Here is a 25,245-nt window from a genome sequence, read left to right on the forward strand (position 1 = left end):
AATCTCCCAGACCAATTGGAGAATTGCGATGAAACGGCATGCCGGGGCGGTTCTGTCATCGATCAAGATTGACAAGCACGCTGATAAGAAAATCTCGATCCAACTCTACATGGCTTTGCGGGATCTGTTGCTGACCGGCGCATTGACGCCAGGCGATCGGTTGCCAGCGACACGAACCCTTGCCCAGGAGATCGGCGTTTCGCGGACAACGGTAATTGATGCGATCGACCGGCTGATCTCGGAAGGCCTTCTGGAAGCCCGTGTAGGCGCCGGCACTTTCGTGAGCGACGCTTTGCACGCCCGACTTGAGCCGAGGCCAAAGCCGTCGTCGAACGACAACATCAAGGCCATCCCGCGTCTGTCCCATGCCTCCAAACATGCGATCCCCGACTTCAAGGTCCGCACACGGCTGCCGCACAAATCCCAAGCCTTTGTCACGGCCCTCCCCGCGCTCGACGCCTTTCCGATGGCCCAATGGGCGAAGCTGTCTGCGCGGCATTGGCGGAAAGACCGGGACGATATTGCGGGCTATGGCGAACCATTCGGATTTACGCCGTTGCGAGAGGCAATTGCACGTCAGCTGAACGCCTCACGTGGAATCAAATGCGCCCCGGAACAGATCTTCATAACAAACGGCGCACAACGCGCGTTTTCCCTGATCGGCGGCATGCTCGTCAATCCGGGCGAACCGATCTGGTTCGAAAACCCTGGTGCGATTGGAGCGCGCAATGCCTTCGTTGCCATCGGCGCTCAACCCATCCCGGTAGACGTGGACGCAGAAGGCTTGTGTGTTGAGGACGGCTTGAAAAAAGCCCCGCATTTCCGCTTGGCTTTTGTCACCCCCTCGCATCAGCAGCCGCTCGGCAACGTCATGAGCCTTTCGCGGCGACTCGCCCTTATGAAAGCCGCAAGTGAAGCGGACGCCATGATCGTTGAAGATGATTATGACGGGGAGTTTTATTACGGCGACCAGCCGCCACCCACCTTGAAAAGCATCGATACTCACGATCGTGTAATCTACGTCGGGACGTTCTCAAAGTCGTTGTTCCCTGCCCTTCGACTTGGGTTCCTCTTGGCGCCTGAAGGGCTTGTAGAAAGTTTTGAGCGAATCTTTCTTACCTGGCTCAGCGGTGTCCCGACCGTGACGCAGGCCATGGTTGCCGAATTCATGGATGAAGGCATGTTCGCCACCCACATCCGCACAATGCGCCAGGTGTACAAAGAGCGGCATGATACGTTGATGGGTGCAGCTTCCAGCCTTGCAGGCGACATCGACCTCCAACCAACCAGCAGCGGCTTCCACGCCGTTGGCCTGACCAACGCCAATCTGGATGAACAGCGGATCGTATCTGAAACCGCAGCACGCGGGATCACAACGGCCCCGCTCTCCCGCTATGCTCTGGCGGATATTCAACAGCGTGGCCTGGTTCTCGGATTTGGCAGTGCAAGCCCGGACGACATCCGAAAAGGTATTCAGGCACTTAAGGACGTCTTGCCGATATGCCGCCTCACATAGCAGACCACTTTTATCAATTGGTCTGAAAAATTATCTGCAATGGATATATTTTGCAGTCCAATTGATACTTACCGTCTCTCCCTAGGAACTTCAGCGCGGTGAAGGGACGTCAGGCGCGGCTGAAATCTGCAGTTCCGGCACTACCGGCAGGTCTTGATCTGCCTGAGTGCGGGATCTTCGCAGAGGGGACAGCCAGCAAGAACCTGCGTTTAATGAGCGAACAGGTCATGCCAGGACAAACCATTTTCGTGCTGAATTGAATAGTGAAATATACCGCACCAGAGGCTTTTCCAGTTGGACAACACTTGGGCCAAAGCTTTGAAGAAAACCCGAAGGGTCACTGGTGAATAAGTATATTTAGCAATATGAAGGGTGGCGGGTATTATCCATGCTCCGCCGCAGTTTTGGTCAGTAAGCCCTTGCACTGGCCGCATATTCCAGGATCCCACAGAGGCCGGATGCCTCATAGGGAACCATTTCCAATCCAGGGAGGATGTAATGAAATTCAAATCAACTCTAACCGGCCTGCTGGCGGCAACAATGCTTGCTAGCGCAGGCGCGGCACAAGCTGAAACACTCCGGCTTCTGACCTGGGGATCCTATGCTCCGGATGAACTCATCCAGAAATTCGAAGCCGAGTATCCTGATATCAAGGTCGAGGTGACTTTCTCCAACAACGAGGAAATGATCGCCAAACTGCGTGCCACGGGCGGTGCAGGTTTTGACCTCGCTCAGCCAAGCCATGACCGCATCTACGCGGCTCAGCTGGAATACGACATCTACAAGCCGCTTGATCTTTCCAAGATCGACACGGACGTGATGGAAGCCAAGCTTCTGGATGGCGTGAAGGAAAACACGACTATTGACGGCGAAGTCTATGCTGTTCCGCACCAGTGGGGCACATCCGGTCTGATGGCCGACAAGACCAAAGCGCCGGATTTCAAGGGCTGGGGCGATCTTTGTGACCCGGCTTACAAGGGTAAGACTTCCATGCGCCTGAAGCGCACGATCTTGCTTGGTACCGCGTTCTCCATGGGCGAAAACCCGTTCGACGCTTACTCCGATCTTGAGAAGTACCAGGGCATTCTCGACAAGGTTGCCGACAAGCTCATCGAGTGCAAGGCCAACATCAAAGCCTACTGGAAAGGCGGCGACGACCTCAGCGCTATGATGCTGTCTGGCGAAATCGTGGCCTCAGAAACCTGGGATTCAACGGCCTACAAGCTGTTCGACCAGAACCCGAACATCACCTTCATTCCGCCGGAAACAGGTGCTTTGGCCTGGATCGACACGTTCGCATTGCCGCGCAAGAGCAAGGCCGATGATGCAGCTTATAAGTGGATCAACTTCGTGCTGCGTCCGGAAAACGTGACCCTGATGTCTGCTAGCACCGGTGCGATTGCAGCTGTGAAGGGCGGCAAGGACCTCCTGCCGGAAGACAAGAAAGCAGCTGTGAATGCGGCCTTTAGTGATGCCGACATCGACAACCTGAAGTTCTTCGCCAACATTCCCCCGGGCGTGGAAGACATGGAAGGTAAAACCTTGGAGAAAATCAAGGCAGCTACAGGCGGCTAAGCGACCGGCCACTCCAAATATTGGCGGCAACAGAACAAAAGCTGCCGCCAATTGGCCAATTTGCCGTAGAGCCTAGGCCTAATTCTCGGGGGATGCCGCCACACGGTGTCCCCCCACCTTTCTTCACTTCTCCAGAAGCGTCCAAAACAATGACAAATACTCCCCAATACGACCTTGAATGCGCCGGTGTGACCAAGAACTTCGGGTCCTTCCAAGCTGTCAAAGGCGTCTCCTTCGACATCCCGAGCGGTTCGTTCTTTTCCATTCTTGGTCCATCCGGCTGTGGCAAGACCACTTTGATGCGCATGATTGCCGGATTTGAGGAGCCAACATCAGGCGATATCAAGATCAAGGGCAGGTCCGTGCTCGGAACGCCGCCAAACAAGCGGAACGTCAAGATGGTGTTCCAGCATCTGGCCCTGTTCCCGATGATGAACGTCTACGAAAACATCGCTTACGGTTTGCGCTGTACCGGCATGAACAACGCGGACATCAAAAAGAAAGTACACGATGTCCTGGAACGAATTGCTCTTCCCGATGTCGCGGAACGTGAAATTCACCAGCTGTCCGGCGGTCAGAAGCAGCGGATCGCGATTGCCCGCTGCATGGTGCTCGACCCGGACGTTTTGCTCCTCGATGAACCGCTCGGCGCGCTGGATCTGAAGCTGCGTGAAGCCATGAAAATCGAGTTGAAGCTGCTGCAGCACCAGTTCAACACCACGTTTATCTACATCACGCACGACCAATCCGAAGCGCTGGTGATGTCCGACAACGTCGCCATTATGAACCAGGGCGAATTCGAGCAGATCGGCACACCGCAAGAGCTTTATCACAAGCCAAAGACTGCTTTCGTCGCGGGCTTTGTCGGCGACAGCAACCGCTGGTCAGGCACCGTCAAATCGAGCGACGGCACCGGCGGAAAGGTCGAAACCTCCCAAGGCTTGCCGATGAGCTTCTCCGCAGCTGGCCAGAACACGGTCGCGGAAGGGGCCAAGGTCGACATCTTCGTGCGGCCGGAATTCATCCACACGGTCCGGGCATCGGAAAGTGGCTCTGGTGGCATTGAAGGCGACAATCAGATGGATGGTGTCGTCGACAGCCTTCTTTTCAATGGAGCCAACAGCCGGGTTCTTGTGCGCTCCGGAAATGGAGAGCTGATTGAATCTGATGTCACGCTGACCGGCCACAATGACATCAAACCGGGTGAAGAGGTTCGCCTGGTTTGGTCGTCGAAGCAGGCCATGTGCTTTGCACACGAGGAGCGTGCCTGATGCAAAAGGACATCAAACGTCTCTCTTTGATCCTCTTGTTTGCGCCCTTTGCGCTCTGGATCATTCTTTTGATCATTCTGCCACACATCGGCATGGTGATACTGTCGCTCAAGGAAAAAGTAGCGCCGCGGGTCTACGAGTACAGCTTCGCCAACTACCTGGAGTTCATCAACGAACCGATCTACTGGAACACGCTTTTGCGCACCGGGTCGATGTCCCTTCTGGTGACGGCGTTGGCGCTGCTGATCGGTTTCCCTATCGCCTACTACATCGCGAAGATCGCCGGACCTCGGGCGCGCGGCGGGCTCTTTTTGCTCTGCCTTATCCCGCTTTGGGTGAGTGACCTGATCCGCTCGTTTGGCTGGATTCTTCTTCTGCGGGAAACCGGCGTGATCTCCAGTTTTCTTGTCTGGACCGGCGTTATCGGAAGCCCGGTTGAGTTCCTTTACAACGACGTCGCGGTGATTATCGGCCTCGTCTACACCGTCATCCTATTCATGATCGTACCGCTCGTTTCCACCCTCGACGGGATGGACAACTCCATGATCGAGGCAGGCTACAATCTCGGTGGCAACGGCTTCACCGTGCTGCGCAAGATCATTGTGCCCTATGCGATGCCAGGCATCGTTGCCGGCTGCATCGTGACGTTCATGCTGACAGCCGGGTCGTACCTCACGCCGATCCTGCTTGGCGGCAAGAATTCCAGCTGGTTCACGGAGCAGATCTACAACCAGTTCATCACCCGGTTTAACTGGGAAGGCGGCGCGGCCTTCGGTATGTTGCTTTTGCTGTTCACATCCATCGTCATCTGGCTCGGCTTGAAGCTGAGTGGTCAGACGCTGGCCAACACCGTTGCCAAGAGCTGAGGAGGACGATCATGCTTGCGACAAACAAGACAACGCCGTTCCTCGTTGGATACCGGCTCTATGTACTGGCCTTCTTCATCTTTCTGGCTGCTCCACTGATTTCAGCCGGTGCCTTTGCCTTCAACGACAGCTTGTTCCCGGCGTTGCCGTGGCAAGGCTTCACACTGGACTGGTTCTTCTCCGACACTGAACCGAAGCTTGGCATGTTCCATGACCGGCGGCTGCTTCAAGGGCTCTACTATTCGTTCGTGATAGCGATCTTTGTGGCAGCACTGTCGGTGTTCGTCGGCACGACCAATGCCTTCCTCTTTGTTCGCGGAGATTTTCCAGCCAAAAACTTCTTTTACATTCTCATGGTCGTTCCGCTAGTCATCCCGGGTGTTATCCTCGGTATCTCGATCCTGGTTCTTGCCAGCGACACGGCGAACTACATGGAGAACCAGTTCGACCTGGAACTGGAGTTCCTGCGGCCGGGCATGCTTCTGGTGGTCTTGGGCCAGTTCTCCTTCATTGCGACCATCACCTCACTGGTGATCACCGCACGTTTGAAAAAGTTCGACGAAACCATGGAAGAGGCTGCATTCAATCTCGGTGCCAGCCGTGCGCGCGTCCTTCGCACGGTCACCCTGCCCTTTCTGCGGCCGGCAATGATTGCTGCAGGCATCGTTGCCTTCCTGGTGTCGTTTGAAAACTTCAACACGACGCTGTTCCTGGTCGGCTCCGAGGCTCCGCTCACCATCACCATGTATGACCGCATGGCCAAGGTTGGTTCGACACCGGTTCTGAACGCGGTCTCGTTCTTCCTGATGGTGGGCTCCGGCCTGCTGGCATTGCTGTCCATCCTCGTCCAGCGTGACAAGAACGCTTAGAGCGGAGACACCATGGCTGAGTTTGACTTTGTCATCGTCGGCGCCGGTTCTGCCGGTGCCGCCGTCGCAGACCGCTTGTCTGAAAGCGGCAAGTATTCGGTCTGCGTGCTGGAGGCTGGCGGCTCGGATCTGAACTTCTGGATCTGGGTGCCAGTCGGCTACGGCAAGGCGTTCTACAACAAGCACATCAACTGGATGTACTACACCCAGCCGGATCCGGGCTTGAACAACCGCGCAGGCTATTGGCCACGCGGCAAGGTGCTTGGCGGATCCAGCTCGATCAACGCCATGGTCTATATCCGCGGCCAGCACGCGGATTTCGAAGACTGGAAAGCCATGGGCAATCCGGGCTGGGGTTGGGACGATGTTCTGCCCTACTTCAAGCGTTCCGAAACCAACGATGCCGGCGCGGATGAGTTCCGCGGCGGTGACGGCCCGCTGCATGTTTCCAGCGTGGACAAGCACGCACACCCTCTGTGTCAGAATTTTTTCCGGGCCAGCGAACAGGCCGGTTTCAAGTTCAATCCGGATTTCAATGGCGCGGACCAGGACGGTGTCGGTCACTACCAGATCACGACCAAAGGCGGTTTTCGCATGTCGACGGCCCGGGCGTATCTGTCCCGGGCAAAAAAACGGCCAAACGTTACCATCCTGACAAAAGCCCACACCAAACGCGTTATACTGGACGGCAACCGGGCAACTGGCGTCATCTATGACAAGGATGGCCGCGAGATGACAGTCACTGCGCGCCGTGAGGTGATCTTGAGCGCGGGAGCCATCAACTCACCGCAGATCCTGATGCTTTCGGGTATAGGAGACGGCGCAGAGCTTCGGGCGAAGGGTGTAGAGCCCAAAGTCCAGAGCGCTGCCGTCGGCAAGAACATGCAGGACCACCTCGGCCTTGATTATCTCTACAAGTCCAAGGTTCCAACCCTGAACCAGCAGCTCTACCCGTGGTGGGGAAAGCTGGCCCAGGGCATCCGGTATGTTCTGACCCGCGGCGGTCCGCTCTCCATCAGCCTCAATCAGGGCGGCGGGTTTGTGAAGAGCAACCCGGAGTGCGACCGGCCGAATATGCAGCTCTACTTCTCACCGGTCAGCTACACCAAGGCACCGAAGGGACAGCGGCCTCTGATGAACCCGGATCCTTTCGCTGGTTTCCTGTTCGGAATGCAGCCGACCCGGCCAACCAGCCGCGGGCATGTTGAGCTGAAGTCTTCAGACCCTTACGAGGGATTGGCCATCCATCCGAACTCCTTGAGCACAAATCATGATTGCAAGGAGATGATCGAGGGATGCCGGCTGCTGCGGAAGATCGCGGCGAGCCCGGCACTTCAGGAAGTCATCGAGACGGAAATGACACCCGGCCCGGAGGTTCAAACAGACGAACAGATGCTGGATGATGTCCGCAACCGCTGCTCGACAGTTTTCCACCCAGTCAGCACGTGCCGGATGGGGCCGGACAGGTCGGACAACGTCGTAGATCCGCGGTTGAGGGTTTACGGTGTCGAGGGCTTGCGTGTCGTCGATGCTTCGATTTTTCCGACGGTTACATCCGGCAACACAAATGCCCCGGCAGTTATGGTCGGCGAAAGAGGCGCAGATCTTATTCTGGAAGACGCCAGATCAGCATAAGGAACGACTACCATGGGAAGCGATGTGTTTGTGGCGGACTACAAGACAACGCCCTATTGGCAAGACATTGCACCCAAGGTTTCTCTGCCCGAGCTGGAACTTCCAGATGAAATCGATGTCCTGATTATCGGGGCTGGCTACACCGGCTTGAATGCAGCACTTCAGACCGCCTCCGAGGGGTTGGGCACGCTGGTGATCGATGCCGAACATCCCGGCTGGGGCTGTAGCCTCAGAAACGGCGGCCAGCTTTCAACCAGCCTGAAGCCCTCGTTTGGCGCTTTGGCGAGACGTTATGGTGACGAGCTGGCAACTGCGCTCTGTCAGGAAGGCCAAGCGTCTCTCGATTACATGCACCAGCTTTCAGCGGACGGTCTGGACATGGGGTTGAAGGAGGTCGGCCGGTTTCACGGGGCCCACAAGCCGCATCTTTATGACAAGCTCGCAAAGGAAGCTGAAACGGGGCATCCGGTTTGGAAGCCGGACGCCTTCATGGTTTCAAAGGAAGACATGGCCTCCGAGCTTCGCACGGAGACCTATCACGGCGGCATCGTCTTCCCGCATCACTGCAGTGTTGATGTCTCAAAATATCATCCGGCGCTGCTGAACCGGGTCCTGGAAACCGGCGCTCATGTCATTGGCAATTGCCGGGCTTTGTCTTTGGATCGGACCGGATCTGGTTTCAAGATACTGACCGAACGCGGCGAGATCCGCGCCGGGAAGGTCATTCTGGCCACAAACGGCTACTCCGGCCCCCTGTCGCCATGGCATCAGCGCCGGGTCATTCCGATCGGGTCTTATGTCATTGCGACCGAAGAGCTGCCAACAGAGCTCGTGAATCGTCTGTTTCCAACGGACAGGATCCTCTCTGATACGCGGAAGCTGGTCTACTATTACCGGCTGTCGCCGGACCGGAAGCGCGTTCTGTTTGGCGGCCGCGTCTCCTTGAGCGAGACCGATCCCCGCAGCAGCGCGATCAAGCTTCACCAGGACATGTGCGCCCTCTTCCCGGAATTGCGGCCTTTCAAGGTCAGTCACGGCTGGATGGGGTTTGTCGGCTATACGTTCGACACGCTCGCCCATTGCGGCGAAGACAAGGGCCTGTTCTACGCAAACGGCTACTGTGGGTCGGGTGTCGGCATGGCGAGTTATCTGGGCATGCGCATTGGCCGCAAGGCAGCCGGGCGGGAGACTACACCGTCGGCCTTTGAGATGATCCCCAACCCGACACGCCCGTTCTACACCGGTAATCCCTGGTTTCTGGCACCCTCGGTCATGGTCTACCGGATCCGCGACCGGCTGGGTCTCTAGGGCGGTCAATAATCCCCACCGCTATTCATAAGCTGAAGTGCTTATTGGCACAAAATCCAAGTTTTGCATTTTCCGGAGCGGCTTTCTCAAAATCGAAAACGGGGTCATGCAAAACTGTAACATCGCTCGCATCCAAATCTATACTTCCGCTATCTCATTGAAATTACTAATTTCTTACATGAACATTCTGTAAGGTTAGTGGCCCATTCCCTGCAACTGCCTCCTTCGATTGCGTCCTTCGTAAGAAATAAGGAGACAGGAAATGGCAAGTTTGCCCGCAACACGTCCCATGATCGGGACGGATGAAGACGATACACTTGTCGGCACCCGGCATTCGGACGTCATGTCCGGTCGCTTTGGGGATGACGTGATGTCCGGCAACAACGGAAATGACGAAGTCTGGGGTGGCACCGGGGACGATATTCTTTACGGCAACAACGGCAACGATATTCTCTACGGCTCTGGCGGCCCTGACCTCGTGGAAGTCGCAGGGATAGAGATCGTTGACGATCATCCAGTGTCAGTTGTGTTTGAAGGTGAAACCGCTGGTTACCGAAACACTTTTGGAGACTACAAAGTCCAGGACGACGGGCTGATTACAGACGTTGAGATTCTCTGGCCAAATGCGTCGTTGCAAGGGAGTGGCGGAAATCTCATTCAGGGCGAGAGCCGGGAATATCTCGATGTTGAAGCCGGCGATACGATTGGCTTCTTCATCATTTCCAATGGCTACAGCCTCAACGGTGGCTATCAAGGCCTGGATCTTGACGTTCGGCAGGAGGGCGAAAACGCCCCGCAGCTGATGTTCAAAGACTCCAACGGCAACCAGGCCACCATCCACAGCGACGGTCCGCGCCTGTATCACATCGCGGCGGACGGCACGGAGACGATGATCCGCACAAACCCCTACCATACGGCAGCCTTCGGCGAGACCGTTGATCTGAACCCGGATGGCATACTGCACACCACTGGCGTCCTGAAAGCCGATGCTGGAACAATCACGCTCGGGTTTGAAGACCTTTACAACGGCGGCGACCGGGACTTTGACGACAGTGTCTTCACCGTCGATATCGGGGTGCAAAACGCTCTGGTCCTCAATGCGCATTATCAGCAGGACGACAGCGGCACCGATCCGGACCCAAGCCATGAGGGTGTTGGCAATCCCGTTGCCGAAATCGAACGGTCTGACAACGACATTCTTGTCGGTGGTGATGGCTCTGATGAGTTGCACGGCCGGTCCGGCAACGACGATCTGTCCGGCAACAATGGTCATGACGATCTGCACGGCGGATCCGGTGACGATACCCTCCAAGGCAATTCCGGAGAAGATGATCTTTACGGCAATTCCGGCAATGACACTTTGAACGGGGGCAACCACAACGACAAGCTTAACGGCAACAACGGTAATGATGCCCTGTATGGGGAAGCCGGCAACGACGAGATGATCGGCGGCACCGGTGATGACATGCTCGACGGCGGCAACGGCGATGACAGCCTCATTGGTGGTTCGGGTGTCGACAACCTCAGCGGCGGCTACGGCAATGATGAGCTCAAAGGCGGCGCTGGTGACGACACCCTCGATGGCGGCAATGATGATGACGTTCTGGTTGGCGGCTCCGGTGCTGACACAATGATCGGCGGTTACGGAAATGATGATTTGAAAGGTGGTGCGGACAACGACACCATGGATGGCGGCCACGGAGATGACAGTCTCATCGGCGGCTCAGGCGACGATATCATGACAGGAGGCGCGGGTGCGGATGTTCTGAAAGGTGGATCCGGAAACGACGAACTGATTGGCGGTAGCCAAAACGATGAGCTGTATGGCGGGCATGGGGACGATACGTTCTACGGCGACGCCGGCGATGACATGATGCATGGCGGCCGGGGCAACGACACCGTTGATTACTCCGCCTTTGACGTGGATCTTTCCATTTCGCTCCACAACAAGAAGGCTCATGGTCTTGAGATCGGCACCGATACCATCAAGTTCATCGACAACATCGTCTCTGGTGGCGGAGATGATATCCTGAAGGGCTCGAGAGACGCCAACGTGATCGAAGCCGGTGCCGGTGACGACACCATCCGCTCCCTCCAGGGCGCTGACACACTCACAGGCGGCGAAGGCAGCGATACGTTTGTCTACCGGTCCTATGACCTGTCAGGTGGCACAGACACGATCACGGATTTCCTGATCGGCACTGACAAGATCGACCTCAGCCAGATGCTCCACTCCTTGATCTCCTATGTCACCGAAGCCGTGAATAGCGAGGATGGTGAAGGCAGTGGCGGTTCAAGCGAGCCAGGCACGACAATCATCGACTATTCAGCCGCGCTTGCGCGCCTGGACGTCGATATGGCTGGTGAAGACTTGACCCTCCTGATCGACCGCCAGGGCAACGATGCCTATCAGGAGGTCTGCACGCTGGTCGGTGTCGGTAATCAGACAGTGTCGGCCCTGCACGACAACGACTGCTTCATCCTCTAAGCAAATCAAAAGACCGGGTCGCGTTTTGAAAAAAACGCGGCCGTTATTGTTTTTGGTCCGGTACCCATTTTTGCAAATTCGGAAGCGTCAAAGGACCGAGCTCAAGTTTCCAAAGTTCCCATTTTGCAAATCTCGGCTTTCCGCCCAAAGTGAACTGCAATTTTTCCGCATATTTTTCAATTAGTTATTTTAGATCTCCAAAACAAACATCGCCTCTGATCGTCCACCCAACAGTTTGGCATCGTCCTTGCGAACAGATGGGTGTCGTTGAGATCAAAGGTTGCAAAAGTGGACATCATTCATGAAAGGCCCAGCCAAAGGCTGCACTACAGGGTAACAGCGCCGATGCGCGTCACCCTTGGTGATCAGACTTTTGATGCTGCGGATTGGGGGCTCGGCGGTTGCCGGATCTCCGGCCTTTCTGCGCCGCTTCCTGAGGTCGGATCGGACCACACTCTTTTGTGCACCCTGCCGTTCCAAGGCTTCAACATCACCTTGAAGGCAAGTGCCGAAGTCGTTCGTGCGAGTGAAGACACCAAAGAAGTCGCTTTTCGCTTCGTGGACCTAGGCGAGCGTGAAACCGCTTTGATGCAACACTTTGTCGAGGATCTCGTCCGCGGCAAGATGACAGACGTCACCGACACGATTGTTCGCATCGATACACCGGTCACGCCGGTGCCGACCAAACCGGACCCTAATCCGGCACAGGAAATCCCTGTCCGCCGCTGGCCGATCAAACAGATCGTCATGACGCTCTTCTATTTCGTCCTTGGCATTGCAGTCTTCGGGTATGTCGGGATCTACATTTTCGCAACGCTCTTCCGCCTGGAAGTCTCGACCGCAGTTGTCAGTGCCGAACGCTATGAAGTCACGGCACCGGCCACCGGACGGCTCACCGGTCTGAACCTGCGCACTGGTGATATTGCAGCTTCTGGCGTTCCGATCGCCTTCATCGAGAACGATGCTCTGATTTCCGAAATTCGGAAAGCCGAAACCGCACTTATGCAGGCGCAAGTCGAGCTCTCCGAGCACAAGCTTTATTTGCAAGTCGAAGCCGATCGCGAAAATGGCTACAGCCTCGTTGCAGCCAATGATCTGCGGCAGGCCCGCGCAGAAACGGTCACACTGGACCTTGCGGTTGAGACCGCGCGTGACCGTTTAGACAGATATGAAACCCTGTTTGAACAGGGCTATCTGAAGCGGGATGTACTCGCCACGGCACAGCTTGAGCTGGCCACAGCCAAGAGCGCGCTTGAAAAGCACATCATTCACGTTGCCGAGTTGGAGAAACTGGGCGCTGAAGGCGGGAACATCGGCATCCTGAACGGCGACAAGTTCAGCGGCCTCAAGGCCGAACGCATTGCCGAAGTGGCCCGCTGGCAGCAGGAAGTCGACTTCCGCACCAAGCTTTTGGAAGAGCTGCGCGCTCAACCGGAAATGATGCCGGTGACGGTTGGCTCCAATGCCGCTGTTGTGGATGTGATTGCAGCCGATGGTCAAACGCTCAAAGCCGGTGCCCCGCTTGTGGTTCTGGAAGAAAGCGATCACCGGGTCATCACCGCCTTCCTGACCCAAGAAGAAATCACTCAGGTCCGCAAGGGCAGCCCGGCTCGCATTTATGTGCCGGCAGAAGACCGCTGGATCGAAGCAACAGTGGATATGATCAGCCGCACAGACGGTTTCATCGATGAGACCACACAAATGCACCGGTTCAGGGCACCGGATGCGCGCTCTGCAAAGGTTGACCTGGTCGCAAAAGAGGGCGCCCTTCCCCAATCTGGAACACCCGTCACCGTCTACTTTGAGCGGTACCGCGCAAACAAGGTCTTGCGGCTGATCTCGGGCTACATCGGAGACGCGACATGAGCCGGTCCCTGCAACAGGATTTCAACGTCGATGAAATCACGCATCAACCGAAGGGGTTGGCCAAATGGACACCGTTTGCGCTGTTCCAGATCAGCCTTTACTTCGGCCTTTGTTTTGTCGGGTTGACCACCTTTGAAAATGTCTTCTTCAGCCCGGCGACGAAACAGATCACCTTTGTCATAGGGATCCTCGGCATCTGGCGCTATGGCTGGTGGTTCACTCACGCGGTACGGGCGTGGATCTATGGCAAGTTTGTCTACCCCTCCATGCGGGATGCCGGGAAGAAGGTGTGGGATGACGGCTGGCGTCCCCGCCACCTCCACTTCATGATGACGACCTATAAGGAACACCGGGACATCACGGAAAAGGTGATCCGGTCGATCTGCCGCGAAATCCGGGACGCCGGTGTTCCGGGCACGATCTGGCTCGGCTCCGGCGACCGATATGACGAAGATCTCATTTCCAATCTTCTGGCCCGGGAGTGGTCCGACCTCGATGTGACCCTTCATGTTGTCCGGCAGAACCAGCCAGGCAAGCGTTTGGCGATTGGCCTCGTTTTGCGTGCTATGAGCCGGGGTGACGTGGAAGACGACGACCTGATCATCTTCATGGATGGCGACTTCATCCTGGCCAAAAACGCTGTTGGTGCATGCCTGCCGCTTTTCAAACTCTACCCGGATCTGCAGGCCTGTACGACAGATGAAGAAGTGCTTTGCATCGGCCCGCGCTGGATTGCCAACTGGCTGACCATGCGCTTTGCGCAGCGCCGGCTGGCCATGCAATCCCACTCCCTTTCCGGCCGGGTTCTGACCCTGACGGGACGGATGTCCGTTTTCCGGGCGAACCACCTGACAAAGCTCAAGTTTATTCGTCTTCTCGAGGCAGACCATCTGGAACATTGGCTGTGGGGGAAGTTCCGCTTCCTGTCCGGAGATGACAAGAGCACTTGGTACTACATGCTCCAATCCGGCTGCCGCATGCTCTATGTGCCCGATGCCATGGGCTACACGGTTGAAGTCATTGAAGGTTCGGGCATGGACCGGATGGTTCAGAACTTCCGCCGCTGGTCTGGCAACATGCTGCGCAATGGTTCTCGCGCCCTGGCATTGGGGCCGGGCCGGATGCCGTTCTTTATCTGGTGGTGCCTTCTGGACCAGCGCGTTTCCATGTGGACCATGCTGGTGAGCCCGGTGCTTGCTGTCTGCACCACGTTTCTCTATGACCCCTACTACATCTTCGGATATGTGGTCTTTATCTGCATAACCCGCATGCTGCTGTCGCTGTTTCTCTACCAGTACGCCCGGAAAGTCGACCTCAGCTATCCGTTCATTCTCTATTTCAATCAGCTGATCAACGCGTCGGTGAAGGTCTACTGCATCTTCCGTCTGTCGAAACAGCGCTGGTCCAACCGCGGCGACCAGCGCGCAGGAGAAGGCGACGGGCTGCTCGCCACCTTACAGAACCTCATGGCCAGCTATCTCACCCTTCTTTATGTGACGATGCTGTTCGTCGGTGTGTGCCTGATGGCTGGCCTCATTGAACCGCCGAGTGGTCTCATGATCGCCAACGTTCTCGGACTGCCGGCCTGAGTGGCCTGCTGTGCCCGGACAATGCAACTGTTTTCGGGGGGACGGGAAATGTTCCACTCTCCGAGGCAGAAATACGGCTGGAGAAACTGTTCCCGGCACTGCGGTCACCCCGGGCGAACGAGGTGAGACCCGGGGCCCACTCATTTGCAGAGCCTAGCGCGCAATAACTAGCGGATGCCGATCGACTGGTAGGAAACTCCGGCTTTGCCACGCAGCACTGCGAGTGGACCCCGGAACTTTGCTCCGCTCCGTCCGGGGTGACACTTACAGGGTATTCGACACCCAGGACTCCAACGCACTCAGAGACCTTTTCAATTTGCAAAACCGCTCTTGCACAATTGCTAAGCCCTACCTGTTTCCAAAAATGCAAAGTCCTCACAAGTATCTGTTTTTGTTAAAAATCTAACTCAATAACTGAATTGGCCCAGCTCTTGAAAGGATCCAGCCAAATGGATCAAACGAGGGCCACAGCGATGAAGCTGAAACCGAAACTCTACACTGCTGCATTGACCCTGACCGCGTGCCTCGCTCTGGCTCCGGTTGCGTTCAACGGTGTGGTTGACGCTTACAACCACAACCAAATCGTCGATCTCGGTCTCGACAAAACGGAAATCAGCGTCAAGGCGCATTATCCGCTCTACAAGATGATCGAGTATCCGCGCATCAAGGCACCGACGGTTGTCCTGGGAGACAGCCGCGCGCGCGCGCTCCAGGACAAGTACTGGCAGGAGCTCGGACGCGACGATGTCTACAATTTCGCCTATGGCGGCGCGACCGTTTTCGAGATCTACGACACCTTCCAATATCTGAAGGAAAACGCGGAACTGGAAACATTGATCGTCAGCCTCCCGCTCCGGTCCATGGATGCCAGGTTCAAGGGCGGCATGAACCGCGTACCGGAAGCGATCTCGCTCGCAAATGATCCGTTCGGCTATTACACGAACTGGTTTGTTGCCAAGATCGGTTGGGCGCTTTTGCAGGACCGCTACCCGCATGTCTTCGACGCAGTCGAGAAGCTGGCGCTGTCCCCCGTTTCAGAAGCGAAGGCTGCTGAACTCAGCGGTCTTGAAACGCTCTCCGTCGACGCGCTGTTAGACCCTGCCTTATGCGACGAGTGCATCTTGCAGACACCGAACGGCACATTGATCCTGCCGGCTGTTTATCACGGCCGGGGGCTCGGTCTGGGCCACTGGGCACGCTACTGGCCGGACATTGCAATTGACCGGGATCTTCCGTCCCTGTTCGCCAAACAGGTTGGCACCAATGGTGCTGCTGACTGGCGGCGGTTCAAGCAATCAGAAGATCTGTGGGCGATGGTCGAAGAGATTGCCGCCTGGTGCGACCAAAACGATGTCGAGCTCATCTTCTTCATTCCCCCGACGATCTCCGAGATGCAGCAGCGCATCAATGACTTCGGACTTGCTGCGGCAAACCACAAGTTCCGTGATCGGCTCTCAAAACTTGCGCCCATCGTGGACATGGATTTCGACACGGATTTCACACGGGATCTGAAGAATTTCACCGACGCCTATCACTTCGGGTCCAACCCGGCCCGCAAAATCGTCGGCGAACTCTTGCAAGTTATCGACAGCGACAAAGCACGCGTCAAGACGGCGAAGGACCGCCGGGCCGATCTCGCCTGCCCGGTGCGTGCGGACGACATCACCCAATCCCACAACGAAGGCACCCTTCAACTGACCGAGGGCACATCCTGCAGAATCTGGAGGCAAATCAATGGCTAAGTCGAACAAGACCCTGGAAGAAGCCCTGATCTGCATAACCGGTTTCGTGATTGGTGCCATCGCCGCCTCAAGCTTCACTCCGATGCCTGAAACCACTGCAGTGGAACCGAACCGCATTGATTGGCTGTTTGATCATGCTGAGCCCATGTACCGGCAAACGTCGACCGAAGGAGAACAGCCGGTCTTTGAAATGGAGTTGCTGAAATGACCCGCAAGCCATCAAACCGAAACATTCTAAAAGCAGCCATTGTCGCCGCGATTATCGGTGGAGCGGGTGCTGTCGCACTCTCCGGCGATGCAGTTCGCCCGGCAGCAAAGGCTGAGCGGATCGATCCGACGATCGAGGAGATGATCAAACAGGCCCGCGGCCTGCAAAAGGTCGGCCGCTGGGAAGCTGCCGCCGATCTCCTGACCCAGCTTGCCAGCGATGGTCATCCGGTTGCCCTTTATCACCTGGGCCGGGCCTACAAGAACGGCTGGGGCGTTGACGCAGACCTCGACCAGGCACGCCTGATCTTCATGGAAGCCGTGCGCTACTCCTTCGCCTATCGCGGCGAAACAGCTTATGAGCTAGGCCGCCTGTTCCAGCGCTCGTCCGGCGAACGGTGTGCGGAAATCGCCTTGCAGTGGTTCCAAAAAGCCCTTGGCTGGGATTACCCGAAAGCGCACGTTCAACTCGCAAAGCACTATGAACGCGGCATCGGCACAGAGCGCGATCTGACCCTCGCCTTTCATCATTACGAGAAAGCAGCGATTGCCGGATATCCGTCATCAACCATCAACTACGCCCGGATCCTTTTGAACGGCCGTTACGGCTCCACCCCCAACCCCGAACAGGCTCTGTTTTGGGCTGAGCGCGCCATTTCCGGTCTTGAAAAGAAGGCCCGAGACGGTTCTGCAAGCTCGGCCAAGACGTTGGGCAGGCTCTACCGGGACGGTGAATTCATGACGGCCGACCGGGCACTTGCCCGCGACTGGTTCCTGCGCTCTGCCGACCTCGGCGATGCTGGCGCCATGCATGACCTGGCGCTGATGATGCTGGCAACCGCTGACGACAAGGACACCGTTCAGGAAGCTCTGAAATGGCTCCGCCTTGCCGCCAAGGCCGAACATGGCGGCGCCCTCACCGGCCTTGCCCGCCTGCATTTGAAGGAAAAACACGGCCTCGATGCCGATGCAGCTGTCGAGCTCCTAGAGCGCGGAGTAGCTGCTGGCCACCCGGGGGCCATGGAAGAGCTTGGCCGTCTTTATGCGAAAGGCAGGCTCGTGGAGCAGGACCGGACCAAGGCGTTCGAACTGGCCCGGAAAGGCGCCGACCGTGGCCACCAGGGCAGCGCCACTTTGCTCCAAGAGCTTCAGAAAACAGACGAAGCAAATCTCACCATTCTTCTGCGGACCGCTCCGCAAGACACCAGCAACAAGGAGGGCTGAGTCATGGTTTTCAGTTCCCTGGAATTCATCTACCTGTTTCTGCCGCCGGTCCTCATCGGTTACCTCGTGCTCCGTCATTGGGGCTGGGAAAACGGCATCATCTGGTGGCTGACCATCGCGTCCCTGGTGTTCTACGCCTGGTGGACCCCGGTTTATCTGCCCCTTCTCTTGGGCTCCGTCGTGATCAACTACGGTTTTCACCGGGTGCTCCGGCAGGTCCGTGACAAGTTTGTCCTGATCACGGGTATCGTCTTCAATCTCGCGCTGATCGCGGTGTTCAAATATGCCGACTTCTTCATTGGCAATGCGAACCTTCTGGCAGGCGCGGACATACCGATGCTGAACCTGGTCCTGCCTCTGGCGATCTCGTTCTTCACCTTCCAGCAGATCTCGTTCCTGATCGACACCTACAAGGGCGACATCATCCAGTGCGACTTCGGCCGTTACATGCTGTTCGTGGTGTTCTTCCCGCAGCTGATCGCAGGTCCGATCGTCATGCAGAAAGAGACCATTCCGCAGTTCAAGCTGCCGGTGTTCCGCAACAAGCTGGCCCTCAACCTTGCCGTCGGCGGCACATTGTTTGCCATCGGCCTGTTCAAGAAAATCGTTCTGGCGGACGGCATCGCACCCTATGCCAACCAGGTCTTCTCCCTTGCCGAGACCACCAATGGTGTACCGCTTGAAGCTGCCTGGATAGGCGCACTCGCCTATACCTTCCAGCTCTACTTCGACTTCTCCGGCTACTGCGACATGGCACTCGGCCTGGCCCGCCTGTTCGGCATCCGCCTGCCCGTCAACTTCAACTCGCCCTACAAGGCAACCAGCATTTCCGACTTCTGGCGCCGCTGGCACATCACCCTGTCGCACTTCCTGCGGGACTACCTCTACATTCCGCTGGGCGGCAACCGCAGTGGTCCGATCCGCCGCTATTCCAACCTCATGATCACCATGCTTCTCGGCGGTCTGTGGCATGGGGCAAGCTGGACCTTCGTCTTCTGGGGCGGTCTGCACGGCGCATACCTTGCGATCAATCACGGCTGGTCCGCACTGTCCGAAAAAGGTTATGTGCCGAATATCTTGCCCCGTCCGGTTGGCAACCTCCTGAGCCGCGGTGTTACGCTCCTTGCCGTTGTCGTTGCCTGGGTGTTCTTCCGCGCCGAAAGCTTCACCGGTGCGAGCAACATCATCCATGGCATGACCGGCTTGTCGACGGTCTATGAGCCGAAACTTTGGGAAGGCGCACTGACCGGCACCGCGCAGGTCTGGGCCATGATGGTTGCTCTTGCCGCTATCGTCTTCCTTCTGCCGAACGCCATCGAGTTCACCGAGAAGTACAACCCGGTGCTGGGCTTGAAGAAACTGGTCGCGCAGCGCCGCTCGGAAGGGTTCCTGCCGGTACGCTGGCAGCCGACCACCGGCTGGGCCCTCGGTGTCTCCGTACTGTTCGGACTGGCGCTGATCCAGACCTACCGGCTCGCAGAAATGACCGAGTTCATCTACTTCAACTTCTGACCGGAGACAGCTGATGCGCTCGCTTTTTCTGACGCTCGCCTTCTCAACGGCCCTTTGTGCCGGAACGCCAACAACTTGGGCCGCACCGGAAGGTCCGTCTCAAAAATCCCTTCTGGTTCTCCCCGCTCAAGGCCTCGAAGTCGACCTGAAGAGCGGAGATGTCACTCGAAAGGGCGTGACCGGCCAGTGCCTTGAAACCGTATCGAAGGCCGGGTCCAACCTTCTGGTGGTCGCGAAGCCCCCTGGCGATGACAAACCGACCGTCTCGGTGGATGGCATGATCCGGGAGCTCGGTGGCCCTGATCAGGATGGCGCGCGCCTTGGCACCATTCGCCTCGCCCGCGATGGATCATTGGTCCACATGCGAACCTGGAAAACCGGCGACCAGCAGACCGAATTGCTTCAGGACGGCGTGGTTAGGCTCACATTCAAGCGCGGCACACTCGCGAAACTGTTGCGCTTTACCGAGGACCAGGCGCTTTTGCTGGTCACCCGGCAAGGCGAACCGGCGCAGCTCATCCGTCACAAACGTGACACCAATGGCCGCATATCAGCGGAGCCGGAGGTTCTCCTGGATTTCGCTGGCTGCGCGCCCGAACGCGTCGTGGTTCGAGGTGATGTGCTCTGGGCCCGCATGGACTGTGAAAACACGGATACCGCCGGGATCTACAGGATAGACCTTACAACAGGGTCCATTGAAGCGCCCGTCATGACAAGCGAAACCGCGGCCTTCATGACGCTTCCACGCGCAGACCGTCCTGACGGGGAAGCCGTTCTGACAGTCTCTGGTTCGCCGGCCGGCATGAACTTCTACTACGCAGCCACCGGCCTGCTTGCCGCTCAGACAGGTGAGGTGCGCGCTTGTTCATCCGACGCGGAGGGATTGCAAAGTTGGAACCAGAGTTACCGGCTTCGGGCCCTCGCCGCCCTTTACGAAAAAACCGGAGATCCTGTCTTTGCGGCGCTTGCCCGCAAATCGATCCGTCTCACCCTTGCCGCTCAGGACGGCGTCAACGGGCGCACGACAAATCAAAACCCTTCTTGCGGCTGGAGTTCAACCATCTACGCGACGAACACCGACGATCGGATGACCCTGATGATCAATCAGGCGATGATTGCCAACAGTCTTGCAAAAGCCTGCAAAATCCTTGGCGACGGATGCACGGAGGTTCTGGAAGACAGGATTGCCGAAACACAGGCCTGTCTTGCCAGTACATACGAACCGGATTTCGACGCGGCTGCCGGGCTCTACCGGATAAACGAAGACATCGATTTCAGGTTCAAGGGCAGCGTTGCGCCCTGGAACTGGCAGGTCACAATGGCAGCTTTGCTGAAAGATTTGCCCGACCCTGCCCTAAACGCCAGGGGCGCATCCATCCTGGAAGGTTTTTATGACGAATGGAGTGCCGATGAGAATGGTGCCCTGTTCCGCTACTGGCCAACAGCCGCCTTTGAAAATCGCGAAGGCTCTCCTCCCAAACGCGCCGGGCAGCGTTACGAAGACACCGGGCACGCCGGGATATCGCTGCTAAGCGCAGCCGAATTCCCCGACCTGATGACCAGCGAGCATGTTACCGGGCTGAAGAGCCGGGAAGACTTCCTGCTCACTTATGGTTCAGAAACCCCGCGTGATCTGGATGGTGCAGGACCGGTCGGCCCCCGCTGGTTTCCGGCAGGCGGCTGGTCCTCCATACCGTCCGAAGCGTTCAAGAAACGGTTTTCTGGCCCCGTCCCCGGCGTTCAGTCGGCCGACACAGTCTTTGCCTATGCAAACCTCTTTGATCCTGACGCGGACTTCCAGCTCACGCTCAAAGTTCACAGTTGCACAGACAGCTGCGAGCCGTACCGCACCTACACTTATGAGAGCTGGCAGGCCTTCATGGAGGATAATCCGTTCTTCAAATTGCAGCCGGATTAAAGCCCGGCGGCAACCAAGACCTGAATCCTCCGTTTTTTCCATAAAGTGAAATTTTACATCCTATGGCCAAACTACCCTCAGGAAACAGCCGAAGTGTTTTGAATTCGCAAAACGCACCAGCCAGGGGCAAATCCATGCGGAAGTGGATATCTGATGTCGCGCAGGACGCCACTTTCTGGCTGGTCCTTGTGTTCATATGTGCATCTGCAATTTCGGCATACGTCATCGCGGTCGACTTTGGCCAAAAGGCGCGCACCGCCGATCTGTCCGCAGCCGCCCAAGCGCAGAATGAACTGCTGACCGCCACTCGTTCATTTTATTCGCGCGAAGTGGTCGACAAACTCTACTCTTCCCAAGATGTCACCGTCAGTCATGACTATCATGGGAACGAACTGACAATTCCTGCTCCCGTCTCCATGACGTTGGCGCTGGAAAATGAACTTGCGCTTCTTGGTGCGAAGAGCCGGATCCGGATGTTATCCAATCATCCTTGGCCATGGCGCCATGACCGGGAAATCGATGATTTCGAGCGTGAAGCTCTGACAGCCCTGGTAGCGAACCCGGAACAGCCGTTTCAACGGCTTGAACAGCGTGAAGATGGTAACGTTTTCCGCAGCGCCACCGCCGTTCGAATGGAGGGAAGCTGTGTCGCTTGCCACAACACACATCCAGACTCCCCCAAGACCGATTGGGAAGTTGGCGATATTCGCGGCATTCAGGAAGTCGTGCTCCCGGCGAGCGCGCTTTACGGCGGCAGCCTGACATCGATCAACAGCCTGATCGTGATGCTGGGCATCGCCTTTATGGCGGCAGCTGCATTGACTTTTGTACTTTCGTCACAGCGCCAGAAAGCTCTGACACGTGTGCATGATCTTGCCGATGCGGAGCGGGAAAAGAACGCCGCTCTTGAAGCGGCCATCATCCGCGCCGAAACCGGCGAAGCGCAAGTCAATGCCGTCTTGGAAACGATGCTGGATGGAGTTGTGACGTTGTCTCCGTCCGGCGATCTCTTGAGTGCCAATCCGGCAGCGTTGCAAATGTTCGGTGTTGAATCTTTTGAAGATCTGTCCGGCAAACGGATCTGCGACATTCTTCCAGAGGAAGATGCACATGTCCTGCCCTTCGCGTGTTGCTCGGGCAAATCCGCGCCTCTTGCAACAGACAAGAACCGCTTTGAAGTTACAGGCCGCCGCTTTGACGGAAGCCTCTATCCTGTCGAGCTGTCCCTTTCCAAAACCATCGTCGAGGGTCAGGACACCTACACCGCAATCTTACGCGACCTCACCGAGCAAAAAGCAGCGGCCGCGAAACTACAACAAGCAGAAACCCGCCTCGTGGATGCCATTGAGTCCCTACCCGACGGCTTTGTTCTCTATGACGCCGAAGACCGCCTGGTTCTGTGCAACAGCAAGTACAAGGAGTTCTACAGCAGCAGCGCCGATCTTATCCGGCCCGGACGAACATTCGAAGAAATCATCCGGGAAGGCGCTCAACGCGGCCAATATCAAGTCACAGGACAAGTCCTGGAAGACTGGATTGAATTGCGGATGCAAAATCACCGAAATCCGGGCGCTCCGATGGAACAGCATCTGGACGACGGTCGGTGGTTGCGCGTTATTGAATCCCGGACAAGCGAGGGCGGCATGGTCGGCTTCCGGGTGGACATCACGGAACTGAAAAAACGCGAACAGGAACTGGTCAGCAGTCAGGGCCTGTTGCGCAACGTGGTTTCTGCATCTTTCGATGGCATTATCGTCATGGACGGCAGCGGAACGGTCCTAGACTTCAGTCCAGCCGCCGAAGAGGTGTTTGGTTGGACCGCCACTGAACTCGTTGGACGGAAGATGTCGGACTACATCATTCCGGAAAAATACCGGGCGATGCATGATGCCGGATTGAAGAAGTTCCTCGAAACCGGTGAAGGACCCGTCCTCGGTAAAAGGATCGAGATCGAAGGCCTTCACAAGGAAGGACATGAGATCATCGTGGAACTTGCAATTCGCCACACGCGCGGTGAGAAGGGACCACTGTTCCTCGGCTATGTTCGCGACATTACAGAGCGAAAAGCCGCGGAAGAAGCCCTGCGAGATGCCAAGGAAAAGGCGGAAGCTGCGAACGAAGCCAAGGCCCAATTCCTCGCCATGATGAGCCACGAAATTCGCACACCCATGAATGGTGTTCTGGGTATCTTGAGCCTGCTCCGGGATACAGATCTTGACCCCGACCAAAGGGCGTACTTGAAAACGGCGCGTGAATCCGGCCGCTCGTTGCTCGAACTCATCAACGATATCTTGGACTTCTCCAAACTTGAAGCGGGCCGGACGGAACTCGAAAAAGCTCCGTTCCGGCTCAAGACCGTCGTCAAGAGCATCTCTGACTTGTTTCTACCAATCGCCCAGGAAAAAGGCCTGACGATTAATCTTCACTATCCAAAGAGTGTGCCTCAGGTCGTAAGCGGTGATGCGGGCCGGCTTCGGCAGGTACTTCTTAATCTGGTGTCGAATGCCGTCAAATTCACTGAAATCGGATCAATCGACATCAGTGTTTCCCTGGACAAGGATGACCCGGTGAGTCCGGTTTTCCGTTTCTCCGTCAAGGATACTGGCATTGGCATCGCAAAAGACAAGCACCAGTCACTCTTCGGAGATTTCGTCACCATCGACACGAGCTATACCAAAAAACAGGGGGGCACCGGTCTTGGGCTGGCCATCAGCAAAAGGCTCTCCGATTTGATGGACGGGGAGATCCACGTTGAAAGTCTGCCCGGCGCGGGCAGCACCTTCCATTTCTGCGTTCCTCTTGAGCGCGCCGACGATGCTATCGAATTACCCGAACCTGAAGTCGCCATGCTGGAGGAACATATTCCAGACGGCTTGACTGTTTTGGTTGCTGAAGACAACGCGACCAATCAGATCGTGGTCTCGCACGCGCTTGAACGAGCCGGCTGCGACATTGATATTGCCAACAACGGCAAGGAGGCGGTCATCGCGGCCCATAACCGCGATTATGACTGCATCTTGATGGACATCTCGATGCCTGAAATGGATGGCCTCGAAGCTGCTAACCACATTCAAAACGGGCAGCGAAACGCAAAAACCCCCATCATTGCCCTCACCGCTTATGCCTTGCGCGGCGATAGAGAACGGTTCCTTGCAGCCGGCATGTCCGATTTCCTGTCAAAGCCTGTAGAGAAGCAGGATCTTTTGGCGTGCATTGCCCGCAATGTCCGACATCATGCTCCCAAGCAGCACCATGCCACGCCGCAGGATGCGTCTCTGGAACTCGGCGAAGCCCGCACTCTCCTCGCGGATATGCCACCAGAGTTACAGGAAAAGCTCCTGAATCAATTCAAAGCCGACACTCGTGAGAAAAGCGAAGCGGCACGTCTTGCTGCTCAAACGCATGATTTTACCCAGTTGGAACGCGCCACACATGCCCTGAAAAGTGTTGCGGGCACCTTTGGAGCAACGCGATTGACCACGATTGCGGCGGAAATCAACACTCTGGTCCGCGAAGAAAAAACAGCCGCGGCCCTTACACGGGTGGACGAACTCCAATCAATAAGTGACGATACGTTAGCAGATGTGAAAGCTTTGGCGGGCGAGATGGGGATTGACCTGACCTCTGATACATAAAAGCTTCGCAAGACTTTGAGGGAA

The 25,245-nt window shown here is 56.7% G+C and carries 16 protein-coding genes; all 16 read left to right on the plus strand.

The window, feature by feature from the left end; translation table 11 throughout:
* Positions 1–28 precede the first annotated feature (28 nt).
* The 16 genes from ACQY4Z_RS00750 to ACQY4Z_RS00825 all read left to right on the plus strand — a co-directional run bounded on the left by ACQY4Z_RS00750 (position 29) and on the right by ACQY4Z_RS00825 (position 25,221).
* Entirely contained in the window at positions 29–1,516 is a 1,488-nt protein-coding gene (locus ACQY4Z_RS00750; protein ID WP_428525792.1) for a PLP-dependent aminotransferase family protein, read from the plus strand.
* A 498-nt stretch (positions 1,517–2,014) separates the two neighbouring features.
* Complete coding sequence (locus ACQY4Z_RS00755) at positions 2,015–3,091, plus strand: extracellular solute-binding protein (RefSeq protein ID WP_409691898.1); 1,077 nt, start codon at positions 2,015–2,017, stop codon at positions 3,089–3,091.
* 149 nt (positions 3,092–3,240) lie between these two features.
* Positions 3,241–4,362, plus strand: coding sequence for an ABC transporter ATP-binding protein (locus tag ACQY4Z_RS00760; RefSeq protein WP_428525795.1), 1,122 nt, complete (start codon positions 3,241–3,243; stop codon positions 4,360–4,362).
* Positions 4,362–5,228 carry an ABC transporter permease gene (locus ACQY4Z_RS00765; RefSeq protein ID WP_209175785.1) on the plus strand — a complete coding sequence of 289 codons (867 nt, stop codon included), beginning with the start codon at positions 4,362–4,364 and terminating at the stop codon, positions 5,226–5,228. The genes ACQY4Z_RS00760 and ACQY4Z_RS00765 overlap by 1 nt, the downstream gene beginning before the upstream one ends.
* A gap of 11 nt (positions 5,229–5,239) precedes the next feature.
* Positions 5,240–6,097, plus strand: coding sequence for an ABC transporter permease (locus ACQY4Z_RS00770; RefSeq protein ID WP_428525797.1), 858 nt, complete (start codon positions 5,240–5,242; stop codon positions 6,095–6,097).
* A 12-nt stretch (positions 6,098–6,109) separates the two neighbouring features.
* Positions 6,110–7,732, plus strand: a complete 1,623-nt coding sequence (locus tag ACQY4Z_RS00775; RefSeq protein WP_428525799.1) for a GMC family oxidoreductase — start codon at positions 6,110–6,112, stop codon at positions 7,730–7,732.
* Between the two features lie 12 nt (positions 7,733–7,744).
* Positions 7,745–9,040 carry an FAD-dependent oxidoreductase gene (locus tag ACQY4Z_RS00780; RefSeq protein ID WP_428525801.1) on the plus strand — a complete coding sequence of 432 codons (1,296 nt, stop codon included), beginning with the start codon at positions 7,745–7,747 and terminating at the stop codon, positions 9,038–9,040.
* Positions 9,041–9,302: 262 nt separating this feature from the next.
* Positions 9,303–11,528 (plus strand): DUF4114 domain-containing protein, encoded by a 2,226-nt coding sequence (locus ACQY4Z_RS00785; protein WP_428525803.1) that lies wholly within the window; start codon positions 9,303–9,305, stop codon positions 11,526–11,528.
* 345 nt (positions 11,529–11,873) lie between these two features.
* Positions 11,874–13,394, plus strand: a complete 1,521-nt coding sequence (locus tag ACQY4Z_RS00790; RefSeq protein ID WP_428525805.1) for an HlyD family efflux transporter periplasmic adaptor subunit — start codon at positions 11,874–11,876, stop codon at positions 13,392–13,394.
* Positions 13,391–14,983 (plus strand): glycosyltransferase, encoded by a 1,593-nt coding sequence (locus ACQY4Z_RS00795; RefSeq protein WP_428525807.1) that lies wholly within the window; start codon positions 13,391–13,393, stop codon positions 14,981–14,983. Before ACQY4Z_RS00790 ends, ACQY4Z_RS00795 begins: the two co-directional genes overlap by 4 nt.
* Positions 14,984–15,432: 449 nt before the next feature.
* On the plus strand, positions 15,433–16,725 hold the full coding sequence (locus ACQY4Z_RS00800; RefSeq protein ID WP_428525809.1) for a hypothetical protein: 1,293 nt from the start codon (positions 15,433–15,435) through the stop codon (positions 16,723–16,725).
* Positions 16,718–16,933, plus strand: coding sequence for a hypothetical protein (locus ACQY4Z_RS00805; protein WP_428525811.1), 216 nt, complete (start codon positions 16,718–16,720; stop codon positions 16,931–16,933). Before ACQY4Z_RS00800 ends, ACQY4Z_RS00805 begins: the two co-directional genes overlap by 8 nt.
* Entirely contained in the window at positions 16,930–18,156 is a 1,227-nt protein-coding gene (locus ACQY4Z_RS00810; protein WP_428525813.1) for a hypothetical protein, read from the plus strand. Before ACQY4Z_RS00805 ends, ACQY4Z_RS00810 begins: the two co-directional genes overlap by 4 nt.
* 3 nt (positions 18,157–18,159) lie before the next feature.
* Complete coding sequence (locus ACQY4Z_RS00815; protein ID WP_428525815.1) at positions 18,160–19,668, plus strand: MBOAT family O-acyltransferase; 1,509 nt, start codon at positions 18,160–18,162, stop codon at positions 19,666–19,668.
* A gap of 13 nt (positions 19,669–19,681) precedes the next feature.
* The gene (locus tag ACQY4Z_RS00820; protein ID WP_428525817.1) at positions 19,682–21,586 is read left to right on the plus strand and encodes a hypothetical protein; all 1,905 of its coding nucleotides are present in this window, start codon (positions 19,682–19,684) and stop codon (positions 21,584–21,586) included.
* A gap of 134 nt (positions 21,587–21,720) precedes the next feature.
* Positions 21,721–25,221, plus strand: coding sequence for a PAS domain S-box protein (locus ACQY4Z_RS00825; RefSeq protein ID WP_428525819.1), 3,501 nt, complete (start codon positions 21,721–21,723; stop codon positions 25,219–25,221).
* The last annotated feature ends 24 nt before the right edge of the window (positions 25,222–25,245 follow it).

The organism is Roseibium sp., from assembly GCF_965276855.1.
Taxonomy (GTDB): Bacteria; Pseudomonadota; Alphaproteobacteria; order Rhizobiales; family Stappiaceae; genus Roseibium.

Bases quoted from the DNA above. Each gene is read 5' to 3' on its own strand.
- ACQY4Z_RS00750 (WP_428525792.1), top strand. From the start codon at position 29: ATGAAACGGCATGCCGGGGCGGTTCTGTCATCGATCAAGATTGACAAG.
- ACQY4Z_RS00825 (WP_428525819.1), top strand. From the start codon at position 21,721: ATGCGGAAGTGGATATCTGATGTCGCGCAGGACGCCACTTTCTGGCTG.
- ACQY4Z_RS00805 (WP_428525811.1), top strand. From the start codon at position 16,718: ATGGCTAAGTCGAACAAGACCCTGGAAGAAGCCCTGATCTGCATAACC.
- ACQY4Z_RS00770 (WP_428525797.1), top strand. From the start codon at position 5,240: ATGCTTGCGACAAACAAGACAACGCCGTTCCTCGTTGGATACCGGCTC.
- ACQY4Z_RS00815 (WP_428525815.1), top strand. From the start codon at position 18,160: ATGGTTTTCAGTTCCCTGGAATTCATCTACCTGTTTCTGCCGCCGGTC.
- ACQY4Z_RS00785 (WP_428525803.1), top strand. From the start codon at position 9,303: ATGGCAAGTTTGCCCGCAACACGTCCCATGATCGGGACGGATGAAGAC.
- ACQY4Z_RS00780 (WP_428525801.1), top strand. From the start codon at position 7,745: ATGGGAAGCGATGTGTTTGTGGCGGACTACAAGACAACGCCCTATTGG.
- ACQY4Z_RS00795 (WP_428525807.1), top strand. From the start codon at position 13,391: ATGAGCCGGTCCCTGCAACAGGATTTCAACGTCGATGAAATCACGCAT.
- ACQY4Z_RS00810 (WP_428525813.1), top strand. From the start codon at position 16,930: ATGACCCGCAAGCCATCAAACCGAAACATTCTAAAAGCAGCCATTGTC.
- ACQY4Z_RS00790 (WP_428525805.1), top strand. From the start codon at position 11,874: ATGCGCGTCACCCTTGGTGATCAGACTTTTGATGCTGCGGATTGGGGG.
- ACQY4Z_RS00800 (WP_428525809.1), top strand. From the start codon at position 15,433: ATGGATCAAACGAGGGCCACAGCGATGAAGCTGAAACCGAAACTCTAC.
- ACQY4Z_RS00820 (WP_428525817.1), top strand. From the start codon at position 19,682: ATGCGCTCGCTTTTTCTGACGCTCGCCTTCTCAACGGCCCTTTGTGCC.
- ACQY4Z_RS00760 (WP_428525795.1), top strand. From the start codon at position 3,241: ATGACAAATACTCCCCAATACGACCTTGAATGCGCCGGTGTGACCAAG.
- ACQY4Z_RS00755 (WP_409691898.1), top strand. From the start codon at position 2,015: ATGAAATTCAAATCAACTCTAACCGGCCTGCTGGCGGCAACAATGCTT.
- ACQY4Z_RS00765 (WP_209175785.1), top strand. From the start codon at position 4,362: ATGCAAAAGGACATCAAACGTCTCTCTTTGATCCTCTTGTTTGCGCCC.
- ACQY4Z_RS00775 (WP_428525799.1), top strand. From the start codon at position 6,110: ATGGCTGAGTTTGACTTTGTCATCGTCGGCGCCGGTTCTGCCGGTGCC.